The organism is Actinocorallia herbida, assembly GCF_003751225.1.
GTDB classification, from domain to species: domain Bacteria; phylum Actinomycetota; class Actinomycetes; order Streptosporangiales; family Streptosporangiaceae; genus Actinocorallia; species Actinocorallia herbida.
The window spans coordinates 943,778-958,034 of sequence record NZ_RJKE01000001.1; the positions used below are offsets into that span (position 1 = coordinate 943,778).

12 protein-coding genes are annotated in these 14,257 nt (G+C 72.7%); 7 read left to right on the top strand and 5 right to left on the bottom strand.

Annotated elements, in window-relative coordinates; all coding sequences use genetic code 11:
• The first annotated feature begins 16 nt into the window (after positions 1 to 16).
• From EDD29_RS04615 to EDD29_RS04640, 6 genes are all read left to right on the top strand, one after another.
• The gene (locus EDD29_RS04615) at positions 17 to 859 is read left to right on the top strand and encodes a terpene synthase family protein (RefSeq protein WP_123662612.1); all 843 of its coding nucleotides are present in this window, start codon (positions 17 to 19) and stop codon (positions 857 to 859) included.
• A complete protein-coding gene (locus tag EDD29_RS04620) occupies positions 856 to 2,355 on the top strand; it encodes a prenyltransferase/squalene oxidase repeat-containing protein (protein WP_246052510.1) in 1,500 nt (499 codons plus the stop codon). The genes EDD29_RS04615 and EDD29_RS04620 overlap by 4 nt, the downstream gene beginning before the upstream one ends.
• 239 nt (positions 2,356 to 2,594) lie before the next feature.
• Positions 2,595 to 4,829 carry a sensor histidine kinase gene (locus EDD29_RS04625; RefSeq protein ID WP_246052511.1) on the top strand — a complete coding sequence of 745 codons (2,235 nt, stop codon included), beginning with the start codon at positions 2,595 to 2,597 and terminating at the stop codon, positions 4,827 to 4,829.
• Positions 4,829 to 5,236: a roadblock/LC7 domain-containing protein gene (locus EDD29_RS04630; RefSeq protein ID WP_123662616.1), complete on the top strand. Its 408-nt coding sequence runs from the start codon at positions 4,829 to 4,831 to the stop codon at positions 5,234 to 5,236. The genes EDD29_RS04625 and EDD29_RS04630 overlap by 1 nt, the downstream gene beginning before the upstream one ends.
• The gene (locus EDD29_RS04635) at positions 5,233 to 5,625 is read left to right on the top strand and encodes a DUF742 domain-containing protein (RefSeq protein WP_246052512.1); all 393 of its coding nucleotides are present in this window, start codon (positions 5,233 to 5,235) and stop codon (positions 5,623 to 5,625) included. Before EDD29_RS04630 ends, EDD29_RS04635 begins: the two co-directional genes overlap by 4 nt.
• On the top strand, positions 5,606 to 6,196 hold the full coding sequence (locus EDD29_RS04640) for a GTP-binding protein (RefSeq protein WP_123662618.1): 591 nt from the start codon (positions 5,606 to 5,608) through the stop codon (positions 6,194 to 6,196). The genes EDD29_RS04635 and EDD29_RS04640 overlap by 20 nt, the downstream gene beginning before the upstream one ends.
• On the opposite strand, the gene EDD29_RS04645 is transcribed toward EDD29_RS04640, so the two are convergent.
• The 5 genes from EDD29_RS04645 to EDD29_RS04665 all read right to left on the bottom strand — a co-directional run bounded on the left by EDD29_RS04645 (position 6,193) and on the right by EDD29_RS04665 (position 12,973).
• Positions 6,193 to 7,068, bottom strand: a complete 876-nt coding sequence (locus tag EDD29_RS04645) for a glutamate ABC transporter substrate-binding protein (protein WP_246052513.1) — start codon at positions 7,066 to 7,068, stop codon at positions 6,193 to 6,195. The genes EDD29_RS04640 and EDD29_RS04645 overlap by 4 nt on opposite strands.
• Positions 7,065 to 8,486 carry a hypothetical protein gene (locus EDD29_RS04650; protein ID WP_123662620.1) on the bottom strand — a complete coding sequence of 474 codons (1,422 nt, stop codon included), beginning with the start codon at positions 8,484 to 8,486 and terminating at the stop codon, positions 7,065 to 7,067. The genes EDD29_RS04645 and EDD29_RS04650 overlap by 4 nt, the downstream gene beginning before the upstream one ends.
• Positions 8,487 to 8,526: 40 nt before the next feature.
• Positions 8,527 to 9,510 (bottom strand): PP2C family protein-serine/threonine phosphatase, encoded by a 984-nt coding sequence (locus EDD29_RS04655; RefSeq protein WP_246052514.1) that lies wholly within the window; start codon positions 9,508 to 9,510, stop codon positions 8,527 to 8,529.
• A gap of 14 nt (positions 9,511 to 9,524) precedes the next feature.
• Positions 9,525 to 11,630 carry a serine/threonine-protein kinase gene (locus tag EDD29_RS04660; RefSeq protein WP_246052515.1) on the bottom strand — a complete coding sequence of 702 codons (2,106 nt, stop codon included), beginning with the start codon at positions 11,628 to 11,630 and terminating at the stop codon, positions 9,525 to 9,527.
• Positions 11,631 to 11,860: 230 nt separating this feature from the next.
• Positions 11,861 to 12,973 carry a GDSL-type esterase/lipase family protein gene (locus tag EDD29_RS04665; protein WP_148085874.1) on the bottom strand — a complete coding sequence of 371 codons (1,113 nt, stop codon included), beginning with the start codon at positions 12,971 to 12,973 and terminating at the stop codon, positions 11,861 to 11,863.
• A 122-nt stretch (positions 12,974 to 13,095) separates the two neighbouring features.
• Between EDD29_RS04665 and EDD29_RS04670 the strand changes: the two genes are divergently transcribed.
• Entirely contained in the window at positions 13,096 to 14,256 is a 1,161-nt protein-coding gene (locus tag EDD29_RS04670) for an alpha/beta hydrolase family protein (protein WP_123662626.1), read from the top strand.
• Position 14,257: the final 1 nt, after the last annotated feature.

Consider the following 14,257-nt stretch of genomic DNA (forward strand, 5'->3'; position numbering starts at 1 on the left):
AGCACGAGGACGTGCGGTGAACGACCTGCTCGACGCCCGGGCCTGCGGCATCGCCGCCGCGGTCTCCGGCCAGGCCCAGCGGCGGATGCGCGGCTGGGCCGCGAAGTACCCGGGCCTGTACGACAAGCCCGAATTCGACCCTGCCCTCTACGGCACGCTCGCCCAGGCCGCCGCGTTCGCCGGCCCCTGGTACGGCGCCGACCAGCTCGACGCGGCCAACAAGACCTGCCTGTGGGCGTTCGGCCTCGACTGGCTGGTGGACTACCAGGCCAAGTCCGAGGACGAGGTCACGGCGCTGATCGCGCGGGTCAAGGCGGTCGCCGCAGCCGAGGCCGAGCCCGACGACGAGCTGACCGCGTTCCTCGCCGAGCTGCGCGAGGACCTCCCGCAGGACCCGGCCCTGCGCGCCCTCTGGCGGGACGAGCTGGGCGTCATGCTCGACGGGATGGCGCTGGAGTGGCGGTGGAAGTCCGAGGGGCCCCGTCCGGACCTCGACGGCTACCTCGCCAACGCCGACAACCTCGGCTTCTCCTTCGTCTTCTTCGCGCACTGGATCGCCAACGGAGCCGCCGGGGACCTCCCCGCGCTGCGCGACGCGAGCCGGGTCGTCCAGCGCGTCATCCGGCTGCTCAACGACCTCGGCACCTACGAGCGCGACCTCAAGTGGGGCGACCTCAACGCGCTCCTGCTGCCGGGCACCGGCAAGGACGCCGTCGAGGCGCGCATCGAGGAGCTGATGGCCGACGCGCGGCGGCTGCTCGCGCCGCTGCCGCCCGAGCACGGCGGCTACATGCGCCGCCAGATGGAGTTCTGCTCCGGGTTCTACGGCATCACCGACTACTGGGGAGCCGAGCTGTGAGCCCCCTGGACGCCCGCGCCCAGGAGATCGTGGACGGCCTGCTCGGCCAGCCGTGGGGGCGGTCGTCCCCGTCGGTCTACGAGACCGGCAGGCTCGTGGCGCTGACCCCCTGGCTCATCGGGCACGAGGCGCGCGTCAGATGGCTCGTGGACGCCCAGCGGCCCGACGGCGGATGGGGACCGCCGCAAGGGCCCGGCTACCGGATCGTGCAGACGCTCAGCGCCGTGGACGCGCTCCTGTCCGTCGCCGACCCCCGTTCGGCCGAGGCGGCCGAGCGGGGTCTCGCGTTCGCGCGCGGGCTGCTCACCGATCTGCCGCCGCTGCCCGACATGCCGGCGATCGAGCTGATCTCGGCGTCGCTGATCCGCGCGGTCAACGACCGGCGGCCGGGCGCGCTGCCCGCCCCGGCGGCGCTGGACGACGGGACGCTCGACCTCGTGCGCGGCCTCGCCGCGAGCGGGGACCCGCTGCCGGTGAAGCTGCTGCACGCGCTGGAGGTCCTCGGCCCCGGCGCGGTCGGGCTCGCCGCCGCCCCGGTGGAGCAGACCGGCACCGTCGGGGCCGCGCCCGCGGCGACCGCGGCCTGGCTCGGCCCGGTCGCGCCGCCCGCGCACGACCCGGCGCGCAGGTTCCTGGAGACCGCGGCCCGCCAGTACGGCGGGCCCGTCGCGCCGGGGCTGCCCATCACCGTCTTCGAGCGCGGCTGGGTGCTCGTCGCGCTCGCCCGCGCGGGCCTGTCCTTCGCGGTCCATCCCGAGCTGCTGCTCAGCCTCGCCGACCCGATGGGCGAGCACGGCGCGGCCTGCGCCGCCGGTCTCCCGACGGACGCCGACACGACCTCCGGGGCGCTGTACGCGCTCGCCCTCGTCGGCAGCGCGATCCCGCCGGACCCGCTGCTCGGCTACGCCACCGAGACGCACTTCTGCACCTGGCCCAACGAGCAGGGCAGGTCGGTGACGACCAACGCGCACGTGCTCGAGGCGTTCGGCCACGCGCTCGCGCGCCGCGCCGACCCCCGGTACGCCGAGGCGGCCGCCAAGGCCGCCGCGTTCCTGCGCGACACCCAGCGGCCCGAAGGGTTCTGGGACGACCGCTGGCATGTCTCGCCGTATTACGCGACCATGTCGGCGGCCCTCGCGCTCGCCGAGTACGGAGGTCCGGAGAGCGCGCAGACCGTCTCCAGGGCCGTCGCCTGGGTCCGCGCGACCCGCGGCGCCGACGGAGGCTGGGGAATCTGGGGCGCGACCGCGGAAGAGACCGCGATGGCCCTGCACGTCCTGCTCCTCGCCGACCCCGCGACGGGTCCCGCCGACGCCGACGTGCGCGCCGGAGCCGCCTTCTTGAAGCGGGCGGGGAACGACCACCCGGCCCTCTGGCACGACAAGGATCTGTACCTTCCCGCGGCGATCGTCGAGGCGACCGTGCTCGCCGCGCTGCACCTCACCGAGGGCGCCCTGGGGCACCGCCGACGCCTGGACGACGTGTTGGTCACGTAGAAGCATCCTCATACTCCGGAACGCATTTCTCAGACTTATCTGGAAGATGCTGTGATGTTGTCGTTTACTGCGATGCTCACCGACCGGGGTTGCTATCGTGTCTGACCGTCGATCGGAATCGGTACCGCACTTCCAGGGCCGTGTGATTCGACTTTGTTAACGGGACGCCGGGCCGAGCTCGACGATCCCCCGTCTATGTGCGATGGAGCGGCTGTAATATGCGCCTCCGCAATTCTCGGGTGCGGACCAAAATCACGGCACTCCTGCTCTCGCTCGCCGCGCTGTGGGTGTTCGCCGCGTGGGTCACCCTGCGTGAGGGCGTCAACCTGCTCTGGGTCCAGCAGATGGACCAGCGGATCTCGACGCCCGGTGACGTGCTCGTCATCAAGCTCCAGGAGGAGCGCAGGCTGTCGATGATCCTCGCCGGCCAGCGATCGCCGGAGAACCGCCAGGCCCTGCTCGACAAGCGGGCGGAGACCGACGCGGCGAGTGCCGAGTACAAGCGCCTCGCCGACTCGACCACGGTGCGGATGGCGGCCGACGACACCCTCGAGCTCAGGATCGACTCCTCGTTCAGCGCGCTGACCGACCTGGATCAAGCCCGTGCCTGGTTCGACAGCCCCAACTCCCAGTACGTCGAGCACGCCAGCACGATGTACACCGAGGCCGTCACCGCGATGTTCCGGGTGTACGACGGCATGGCGACCCTCGACGACGACAAGTTCGCCAACGACACCCGGACGCTGGTGAGCATCAACCGGGCCCGTGAGCTGTTCTCCCAGGAGGACGCCCTGGTGTCCGGCGTGCTGGCGAACGGCAGGTTCTCCACGGAGACCTACAACGACTTCATGCAGCTCGTCGGCGCCCAGCAGCACGCCTACAAGGAGGTCGCGCAGAACCTGGAGGAGTCGTTCCCCGAGGCCGCCGCGCGGATCAACAAGAACGAGGTGCGGGAGAAGGCCACCAACCTCGAGAACATGCTGATCGACCTGCCCAACCCGAAGAAGCCGATCCGCGTGATCACCCTTCCGGAGTGGAGCGCGGCGTCCAAGGCGTGGTTCGACGACACCTACGACATCATGCGCGACTCCGGCGACACGCTCGTCGACGACTCCGTGCCGATCGCGACGGGTGTCATCATCCGCCTGATCCTCGCCGGTGGTCTGGGCTTCTTCGCGGTCGTCGCGTCCGTCGTGCTGTCGGTCACCACCGCGCGGCACCTGGTGCAGCAGCTCGAGCGGCTCAAGGAGGCGGCCAACGAACTGGCCGACGTCCGGCTGCCGAACGTGGTCGAGCGGCTGGGCCACGGCGAGACCCTGGACGTCAAGACCGAGGCGCCGCCGCTGGAGTTCGGTGACGACGACATCGGCCAGGTGGGCCAGGCGTTCAACGCGGTCCAGGAGACGGCGATCCGCACCGCGGTCGAGCAGGCCGAACTGCGCCGCGGCATCCGCGACATCCTCCTGTCGCTGGCCCGCCGCACCCAGGCCCTCGTGCACCGGCAGCTGACCCTGCTGGACGTCATGGAGCGCCGCGAGATCGACACCGAAGAGCTCGAAGACCTCTTCAAGATCGACCACCTCGCGACCCGTATGCGGCGCAACGCGGAGAACCTGATCATCCTGTCCGGCGCGACCCCCGCGCGCGGTTGGCGCCGTCCGGTGCCGATGGTCGACGTGGTCCGCTCCGCGGTGTCCGAGGTCGAGGACTACACCCGCGTCACCGTGATGCCGATCGACGAGGTCCACCTCGTCGGCCGGGCCGTCGCCGACATCGCGCACCTCCTCGCCGAGCTCATCGAGAACGCGGTGTCGTTCTCGCCGCCCTACACCTACGCGCAGATCTCCGGCCACATGGTGGCGTCGGGCTACGCGATCGAGGTGGAGGACCGCGGCCTCGGCATGTCGGACGAGAACCTCGAGCTGATCAACCAGCGCATCGCCGACCCGCCGGAGTTCAACCTCTCCAGCTCGGTCCAGCTCGGCCTCTACGTGGTCGGCAAGCTCGCCGAGCGGTACGGCATCCAGGTGATGCTCAAGCGTTCGCCCTACAAGGGCACGACCGCGGTGGTCATCATCCCGCGGGAACTCATCGAGGAAGGAGAGTCCGGCGCGCCGTCGAAGCCTCTGACGGTCGTCGGGGCGTCCATGCCGGAGAGCACCGACTCGCCGAGCCGGAACGGGGAGCTGTTCACCGTCCCCGCCCTGGTTCCCCCGCCCGCGCCCGCTGAGGCGCCGCCGGTCAACGCACCGTCGGCAGCCGATGATCCGTCGCAGTCCTCGACGACACCGTCGGGTCTGCCGGTACGGGTACCGCAGGCAAGCCTCGCCTCCCAGCTGCGGGAGGAACCCCTTGAGGCACCTGTCGAAGACGATCCAGGCCGCTCGCCCGAGGAGATCCGCAGGATCGTGGGCGCCTTCCAGAGCGGCACACTGCGCGGCAGGGCCGCCTCCGTTGAGAGTGAGACCGAGTGATGCAGAAGACCGGAGCCGGCGCCGATCTGGCGTGGCTGTTGGACGACCTGGTCAAGCGGGTCAACGAGGCCGAGCACGCGATCGTGCTTTCGGCCGACGGCCTGCTGATGGCCCAGTCGCACGCGATCAGCCGGGACGACGCCGAGCATCTTTCGGCGGTCTCGGCGGGTATCCAGAGCCTGGCCAAAGGCGCGGGCGAGAGGTTCGGCGGCGGCGCGGTGCGCCAGACCATCGTCGAGATGCGCTCGGCGTTCCTCCTCGTCACCGTGGCTGGGCAGGGCGCCTGCCTTGCCGTGCTGAGCACGGAGGACGCCGACGTCGGCCTCATCGCCTACGAGATGGCGATGATGGTCACCAAGCTCGGCCACCATCTCTCCACCCCGGCGCGGGTGACGGAGTCGGCGTGAGCTACCCGCCGCAGGAGCCGGATCCCGACGCTCGCTGGACCGATGATGGCGCCGGTCCCCTCGTCAGGCCGTATGTGATGACCGGCGGACGGCTTCAGCCCGTCCGCGGCACCTTCGACCTGATCACCCTGGTGGAGGCGACGGGACCCGTCCCGGCGCATGTGATCGGGCTCGGCCCCGAGCATCTGGCGATCCTCCGCCTCGCTCAGACGATGATGTCGGTGGCGGAGCTCACCGCGCACCTGGACCTTCCTTCGGGAACGGTCCGGGTGCTGCTGGGCGACCTGCTCGACAAGGGTCACGTCACCGTCCAGGAACCCACACCGGAGATCGACATGCAGGACCTCAGGATGTACCAGGCGGTGATCGATGGCCTCCGCGCCCTCTAGCGCTCCGGGTACGCGCCGCCGGATGCCGACCGCGATCAAGATCCTCGTCGCGGGCGGCTTCGGCGCGGGCAAGACGACCCTCGTCGGCACGGTCTCGGAGACCAAGCCCCTGCGCACCGAGGAGATCCTGACCGACCGCGGCGTCGGCGTCGACCATCTGGACGGCGTCGAGACCAAGAAGACGACGACCGTCGCGATGGACTTCGGCCGGATCACCTTCGGCGAGGAGTTCGTGCTCTACCTGTTCGGCACCCCCGGACAGGAGCGGTTCTGGTTCATGTGGGACGAGGTCGCGCTCGGCGCGCTGGGCGCGGTCGTGCTGGCCGACACCCGGCGGCTCGCCGACTGCTTCCCGGCGATCGACTACTTCGAGCGCCGCGGCACCCCGTTCATCGTCGCGGTGAACTGCTTCGAGGGCGCGCAGCGCTACGAGGTGACCGACGTCAGGCAGGCGCTCCAGATCCCGCCGGAGATCCCGGTGCTGCTCTGTGACGCCCGCTCCAAGGAGTCCTCCAAGGAGGTCCTCATCACGCTGGTGCAGCACGCGATGCGCCAGCGCGCGGCCCGCTAGCTGCAGCCTTCGAACTGCGGCACGTGCCCGGTGGTCTCCAGCCCCGCAGGCTGGAACCATCGGGCCAGTAGTTTTTCTGCGGTCCCGTCCTGGTACATCGCGATCAGGGCGCGGTTGACCGCCTCGCATCCGCCGATGTCGTCCTTGTGCAGGCCGATGCCGTACTTCTCGTCGGTGAACTTGGCCTTGACCAGGCGGAACGCCTCGGGCCTGCGCAGCGCGAACCCGGCGAGGATGACGTCGTCGGTGGTGAGCGCGTCGAGCATCCCCGCCTCCAGCATCTCCACGCACTCGCCGTAGGTGGTCGCGGGCACGAGCTTCGCCCTGATCCCCAGCTCCACGGTGACGCGCTTCCAGGAGATGGAGCCGCCCGCCTTGCACAGCCGCTTGCCGCGCAGGTCGTGCACGCTGTGGATGTCGGCGTCGTCCTCGCGGACCATGATGTCCTGGTGGCCGATGATGTACGGCCCGGCGAAGTTGACCTGAAGGCGCCGGTCGGGCGTGATGGAGTACGACGCCACCACGAGGTCGACCTTCCGTTCGCGCAGCAGCCGCTCGCGGTCGCCGGAGGTGATCGACACGAAGTCGGGCGCCGCGCCGAGATACGCCGCGACATACCGGGCGACGTCCACGTCGAAGCCCTCGAACTCACCGTCCTCGGTCTGCTGTCCGATGCCCGGCTGGTCGAACTTCACCCCGATCCGCAGGGTCTTCCTGCCCTCGATGCCCTTGGGCTCCTCCTCGGCGCAGCCCGCGAGCGCGAGCGCGAGAGCGCCCGCCAGCACCGGCGCGAGCAGGCGGCGCAGCCCGCCCCCCATGGTCCGTCCTCTCTTCCGGCGGCGCCGGATCTCGGTCTCGCGGGGTGTGCTCATCGGAACTCCGCGAGGCGGGGCCGGACGCCGAGCAGCACGAGGGCGAGGACGGCGAGCGCGCCGGCGGGCAGGCCGGTGTCCCAGTCCTCGAGGTCGGTCTCGGCCTGCTCGATCCCGCCGTTGAAGGCGGCCTTGCCCGCGCCGACGAGTTTGGAGAGCTCGAGGTCGTAGGCGTCGTAGGTGCCGACGGCGGTGCCGGTGCGCAGCACGATCGCCTGCCTGGTCCGGCCGTCGCCGACGAGTTCGCGCAGGCTCCGGTCGGTCTTCTGGAACGCGCGGTAGCGCACGAGGACGGGGTCGGCGGCGTCCGCGTCCTGGAGGAAGCCGCCCTTGAGCGGGGCCTGGGCGATGGCCGCGTAGTAGTCGGCGAGGTTGCCGGCGGGGACGTAGGCGATGGTCTGGGAGGTGTCGAAGTAGACCTGCTCGTAGGTCTCGGCCCGGTCGGGGTCGAGCAGCCAGCGGAGCTGGTCGGCCGCCGCGGTGCTGCTGATCGCGCGCGCCCGGGTGTAGGTGAGGGCGGTGTCGAAGCCCTCCTCCTTGGCCTCGCGCAGATGCGCCGAGGAGCGGGCCAGCGAGGTGAGGGCGAGCCCGGACAGCACGACGACGGCGAGGGTGGCCAGGGCGAGCGGCGGGTTCAGGGTCCGCCGGAACCGGCGGGAGATGCCCAGCTGGAACGCCGCGAGCACGGCCAGCAGGACCACCGCGGCGACGCCCACCCGGATGAGGGCGTTGGTCGCCCGGTCGGTCTCCGAGACGTAGGTGCGCCGGACGATCGCGGCGCTCTCCAGCGTCAGGTTGTAGGCCTGCGGCAGGAGCTCGGTGTGCATGAGGTCGGTGGCCCGCCGGTAGACCGCGAGGACCTCGCGGGGCGGGGGGCCCGCGCTGTACCGGGTCTGCTCGGCGAGCACGATCGCGCGGGCGGCGAGCCGTTCGTACTCCCCGAGCCCGTCGAGCACGGACTGGACGGTGGTCCTGCCCTGCTCGTTCTGCCGGGTGATGTCGAAGGTCTCCAGGATGGCCCGGCCCGCCTCGCTGCGGCGCTGCTCGTACATGGCCATGGACACGTCGCGGCCCTGGCCGAGCGAGTGCTCGCGGCCGATGAGCAGGACCCCGGCGAGCTGGGCGTCCATGCCGCTGAGCGCGAGGTACAGCCCGCCGGTGTTGACGGCCTGGGGCCCCGCGGCCCGGCCGACGACCTGGAGGCCGTCGCGGGCCTCGGCGACGCCCGCGTGGACCGCGCCGAACAGTCCGGCGATCCCGACGGCCACGGCGGCCGTCCACAGGTACAGGCGGGCCGGGACGGTGCGGGGGGCGCGCAGCGGCCCGCGCCCCCGGGGAAGCGCCCTGCGGCGTCCCGCGGACCTGGCGGACCTGGCGCGCCGGGGCGCGGCGGCGGGCGCGGCGGTCGTGTCCGTCACGGGGGTGCTCCTCCGGCGCTGGGCGCGGTCTTCGGCGCGTTCACAGATCGAGCCCGTCGGCCTCGACGGGGACGACCGCGACGGTGATGTTGTCGTGGCCGCCGGCGTGCAGGGCGGTCCTGACGAGCTCGCGGGCGACCGAGAGCGGGGTGCGCCGCTTGCCGCGCGGTCCGGTCAGCGGTCCGGAGACGGGGTCGGCGAGCGGGTCGGCGACCGCGGCGGCCATGGCGATGGGCGAGGCCAGGTAGTTCCACAGGCCGTCGGTGCAGACGATGAGGACGCCGGGGACCTCGGGTTCGTAGACCCGCACGTGCACGTCGATCTCGCGGGCGTCGGCGCCCATCCAGCCGACGAGCATGTGCGCGCGCCGGTCGGCGTAGGCCTCCTCCTCGGACATCATCCCGTGGGCGACCACCCATTCGGCCCAGGAGTCGTCCTCGGTGAGCAGCTCGTCGCCGGTGGCGCCCACCCAGTAGGCGCGGCTGTCGCCGATCCAGCCGAGGGTGATGACGTCGCGGTCGCCGTACCGTCCGGCGACGGCGGAGATGTAGGTGCACGCGGGCGCCGAGGTCTTGTCGTCGGTGAGGGAGGCGACGGCCTTCGCGGCGGCCAGCGCGGCGGTGCGGGTGGCGTCGCGCGGGTCGGCGCCCGCCTCGAGTTCCGCGGCGAGGACGGCGAGGCCGGTGTCCGCGGCGGCGCGCGAGGCCTCCTCGGGGCGCGGCGAGGCCGACACGCCGTCGGCGACCACCGCGAGGACGCCCGCGGGGGTGACGGCGACCGCCATGCCGTCCTGGTTGGTGGCGTGCCGCAGCCCCCGGTCGCTCACCGCCGCCACGTCATGGCCCAGGTCGATCTCCACGTGGTCGGCCGGGACGCGCCGGGAGGGCCCGCCGGCCTCGGTGCCGTCCAGTCCGTCCAGGCGGTGGCCGCAGGCCTCACAGAACACGTCACCCGGCAGGACCGGTGCGGAGCAGATCGGGCAGTGCATGTCGTTCCGTTCGCTGGGAGCTGGCGGGCTGGTCACGTCAGGGTTCCTGGTCACAGGAGTGTTCTGGGTCGTACCGCGTTGGCACGGGTGATCAGCCGGTGGCGTTCCGGTGTGTCGTCGCAGAGGCGGGCCAGGGTCCGATAGGTCCGTTCCAGCCCGCTCCGCAGCCCGCGCTCGGTGAGGGGGTAGCCGAGCAGGACGGAGGTCGAGGAGCGCCCGGCGAGGATCCAGCCGAGCGCGGCGCCGAGGACGTCGGCGGCGAGCCGCCCGTGCCGCTCGGCGTCGAGCCGCAGCCGGTCGAGGCGGCGCCCGGCGTCGAGGAGGTCCTCCTCGGCCAGGTGGGCGGGCGAGCGGCCGAGGACGAGCGCGCGGACCGCCGACATCCCGGCGGCCTGGCGCTGGCTGGAGACCGGCGGGACCGAGTCGAGCGCGCCGACGGCGCCGGGCCGGTCATCGGCCGCCAGGCGCACCCGCGACAGGCCGAAGGCGGCGCTGACGTGGGAGCGGCCGGTCCGCCACACCGCCTCGTAGTAGCGCTGGGCCGCGGGCAGGTCGCCGAGGAGCTCGCAGCAGAAGGCCAGGGCCAGCTTGGGCCCGAGCTCGCCGGGGAACCGCGAGTACAGGGCGTCGAACCTGACCCGTGCCTCGGCCGCCTCGCCCGCCGACAGCGCGGCCATGGCGTGGCACCAGTCGGCGCGCCAGTCGTCCGGCGGCAGCCCGGCGAGCACCTGCCGGGCCTCGTCGCGGCCGCTCAGCTCGATGTGCGCGACCGCCTTGCGCAGCAGCAGTTCGGGCGGCGCGTCGGGGCCCGCCGCGGTGGCGAGCGCGGCGAGGACGGCCACCGGGTCGTCGTCGCCGGGCGCGGGCGCGGGCACCCCGCCGCCACCGGTCGGGGCGAGGACGGGGACGGGCAGGGCGCGCACCGCCCGGCGGGGCGTCAGTTCCTCGGTGACGGTCCGCCGCTCCGGCCCGAACAGGGCGGAGGGGGCGGGCCTCGCCTCGCCGTCCTCGGCCGACAGGACCTCGCGCAGGACGCCGGTGAGCTGCTCGGCCATCTCGCCCGCGTCGGTGAACCTCGCGAACGGGTCGCGCGCGGTGGCGCGGCGCAGGAACCTGTCGTAGGACTCGTGCTCGCGCAGCACCTCGATCTGGTCGCGCGGCGGGAGGTCGGCGACGTAGGTGGTCGTGAAGTGCCGGAAGGGGAAGCTGAGGACGGCGAGGGTCCGGCCGACGGTGAACAGGTCGGAGGAGACCGAGGGGCCGAGCCCGGCGATCTCCGGCGCCTGGTAGCCGACGGTGCCGTAGATCGCGGAGGTGAAGTCCTCCATCCTGCGGACGCCGCCGAGGTCGATGAGCTTCAGCTGCTCCTCGGCCTGGATGGCGTTGTCGGGCTTGAGGTCGCAGTACAGCAGGCCGAGCGCGTGCAGGTAGCCCATGGCCCGCAGGACCTCGAGGGCGTAGGCGATGGCCTGTCCGAGAGGCAGCGCGGTGTCCTGGCCGTGCTTGTCGCGGTGCTCCAGCAGGACGTCCTTGAGCGACCGCCCTCCGACGTACTCCATGACGATGTAGCCGACGGGCGCGAACGTGCGCGGTTCCGGATGCTGGACGAAGTTGTAGATCCGGACGATGTTGGGGTGCTCGACCTCGGCGAGGAACGCCTTCTCCGCCGCGGCCACCGCGCCCGCGGCGGGGTCGTCGGTGTCCAGCAGCCCCTTGAGCACGACCCAGCGGTCGTTGACGTTGCGGTCGCGGGCGAGGTAGACCCAGCCGAGCCCGCCGTGCGCGAGGCAGCCGAGCACCTCGTACTGGCCGCCGACGAGTTCGCCGGCCCGCAGCTTCGGCAGGAACGAGTAGGCCGCGCCGCACCTGGGGCAGAAGCCCTCGGTCCGGCCTGGCCTGCCCCCCTTGCCGCGCCCGACGGGTTCGCTGCAGCGGCAGAAGCGCCGCCGCTCGGCCACCATCGGGTTCTCCAGGACGGCCTCGGCGGGGTCCCGGTAAGGCACCGGGGGAACCTCGACGAGCCCCGCGCCCAGCAGTCCCCGACGGGATCTGCCGCTCGTGGAACCGGGCGGGGCGGGCATCGACCAGGCCGCGGGCGGCTTGATCGACCCCGTCCTGGGGAAACCGTCGTCCGCGACGGTCGGCGTGTGTTCCATCAATTCCCCATTATCGGACAAGCCCCGCCTTTCGGTATTGTTTGCCCCCACCCCGCCTCCGCCGCTGCACCGTGCGTGACCACTGCTTTCCTCTTTGGATGCGAGATTCCCGCAACCGGTTCAATCAGGGGGGCATCATGCGAAAAACCGCGGGGTCACGGACGGGCCAAAGGGCTTTCCGGTCGGGACCGGAAAGCCGCGGAACGTGATGCCCGGCGAGAATCCCGACGTCAGAGGCCGAACACGGCGGGGGACACCGCCCCGGCGATCGCCCGCGCGCCTTCGTCGTTCGGATGCAGCCCGTCGCCGAAGTGCAGGTCGTCGCGGAGCAGGACGGGCCGGGCCGGATCGCGCAGCGCCCCGTCCATGTCGAGGTGGCCGGGGAACACCGCGCCGGACGCGCCGGACGCGGCCCGCATCCAGGCGTTGAACTCCGCGCGCGTCTGCTCGCCCCGGGCGGTGTGGTACCCGGGGTAGACCACCCCGCCGAACGGCGGCAGCGTCGCGCCGACCGGCACCACCCCCGCCTCGCGCGCCCGTGCGGCCAGCGCCGTGTACCCCGCGATGAGCTCGGCCGCGGTCACCGCGGGCCGCCCCGCGGCCCCGGCGAGCCCGAGGTCGTTGACGCCCAGCGCGATGATCACATGGGTCACGCCGGGCACCCCCAGGGCGTCGTCGGCGAAGCGCAGCATCCCGGCGGGGCCGAACCCGTTGGCCAGCAGCCGGTTCCCGCCGATCCCGGTGTTGAGGACGCGCACCCCGAGCCGGCGCCACAGATGGTCGGGGTAGCGCTGGTGCGCGTCGGGCGTGGTGCCCGACCCGTCGGTGAGCGAGTCGCCGAACGCCACGATGACGGGTTCGCCCGGCGCGGGCTCCCCGCACAGGTCGACGCCCCGGATCCAGTGCAGCTCGGCGAACTCCTCCGCGCCGGCCAGGCACGGGGCGTCCACGGCGGCGTCCTCGCGGGCGTAGCCGGTCTGGAGTCCCTCGGGGTGCTTGGTGGCCGCGCCCCCGTCCGCGGCGACCCCGACGGTGACGGCGAGCTCCGCCCCGTCGGGCACGGCGAGGTCGACGGGATCGCTGACGACCTCGATGCCCGGCGGGATCTCCACCCCGGCCTCGCCCCCGAACGCCAGGGCCGCCGCGCCCGGCGCGACCCGTCCGCCGCCCAGGTGCAGCCCCGCGCGGACGGCGCGGAACCGCAGCGGCTCCCGCCCGAACCTGTTGCTGAACCACACCCGCAGCCGGGTCCCGCCCCGGTGCAGGTGGACCACCTGGCGCACCGCGCGCCCGGCGAACCCCGGCGCGGCGAACTCCGCCCCCGCGCACGGACCGACCATCATCGCCCGATGCCCCGCCGTCCAGCCCACCGCTCGCCCCCCGATTCCCCGCCCGCCCTCCGGGCGGCCCCGGCCGCGGCTCCCGCGCGGCATTGAGTGGATCTACGCAGGGTAAGGGGCTGGACATGCGTCTGTTCGATGATCCGCTGCTCCAGCAGTTCGCGGCGCGCGCGCTCACGATGATCCCGCGCGGCGCCGCGGAGTTCGGCGAGTGCCAGGCCGCGGCGGACGCGATCGCCGAAGGGGACGACGTGAGCTGGTACCGCTCCTGGACCTCGCTGGGCGACACCGTCGCCGAGTGGGCCTCGGTGAGCGACGACAAGGGCCACTACCTCAGCGCCGCCGACGCGTGGCTGAGGGCCGCCACCTACTACCGGACGGCGTGCTACCCGCTGTACGGCGCCCCGGTGGACCCGCGGCTCGTCCAGGGGTTCCGTCGTGAGGAGGAGGCGTTCCGCAGGTTCGCGGCGCTGCGCAAGCTGCGCGAGGTCGAGATCCCCTATGAGTCGGTGAAGCTGCGCGGGTACCTGTGCCCGGCCCAGGGCGGCGCGGAGATCGAGCGGCGGCCCGTGGTGGTGTCGGTCGGCGGCGTCGGCACGAACGCGCACGAGCGGTGGGCGATCCACGGCCTGCCCGCGGTCCGGCGCGGCTACCACTGCCTGCTCCTCGACGGTCCCGGCCAGGGCCGCGCCCTCATCGACCTCGGCCTGCCGATGCGGCCCGACTGGGAGTACGTGATGGCCCCCGTGCTGGCCCACCTGCGGCGGCACGACGACGTAGACCCCGACCGGATCGCGCTCGTCGGCGTCGGGTTCGGCGCGTTCCTCGCGGCCCGTACGGCCGCCGCCTTCCCCGAGGTGGCGGCGCTCGTCACCGACCCCGGCCCGTGGGACCTCGGCGGCGACCCGCCCGCGGAGGGCGACTTCACCGACCCCGTCATGCGGTGGCTGTACGAGGGCGCGGGGATGTGGGCGCACGGCTTCACCGACCTCGACGCCTATGTGGCGGACCTCCGGCGCTACCGGCTGTCGGAGGTCGTCGGCGGGATCGGCTGCCCGACGTTCGTGGCGGCCGCGGAGGCCGACCTGTTCTCGCACCGGGCGGCGCTGTTCTACCAGGCGCTCACCTGCCCCAAGACGTTCACCGTGTTCACCCACGCCGAGGGCTCCGCGGGGCCGCTGGAGCTGTGGAACCGGTCGCGCTTCGACCAGCGCTCGTTCGACTGGCTGGACGAGACCCTGCACCACTACCCGGGCATGCTCGGCAGACCGGGCTCGCTCGGATAGC

Excerpts from the sequence above, each read along its gene's own strand:
- EDD29_RS04630 (WP_123662616.1), top strand. The coding sequence starts at position 4,829 with ATGCAGAAGACCGGAGCCGGCGCCGATCTGGCGTGGCTGTTGGACGAC.
- EDD29_RS04670 (WP_123662626.1), top strand. The coding sequence starts at position 13,096 with ATGCGTCTGTTCGATGATCCGCTGCTCCAGCAGTTCGCGGCGCGCGCG.
- EDD29_RS04660 (WP_246052515.1), bottom strand. The coding sequence starts at position 11,630 with ATGGAACACACGCCGACCGTCGCGGACGACGGTTTCCCCAGGACGGGG.
- EDD29_RS04665 (WP_148085874.1), bottom strand. The coding sequence starts at position 12,973 with ATGATGGTCGGTCCGTGCGCGGGGGCGGAGTTCGCCGCGCCGGGGTTC.
- EDD29_RS04640 (WP_123662618.1), top strand. The coding sequence starts at position 5,606 with ATGGCCTCCGCGCCCTCTAGCGCTCCGGGTACGCGCCGCCGGATGCCG.
- EDD29_RS04645 (WP_246052513.1), bottom strand. The coding sequence starts at position 7,068 with ATGAGCACACCCCGCGAGACCGAGATCCGGCGCCGCCGGAAGAGAGGA.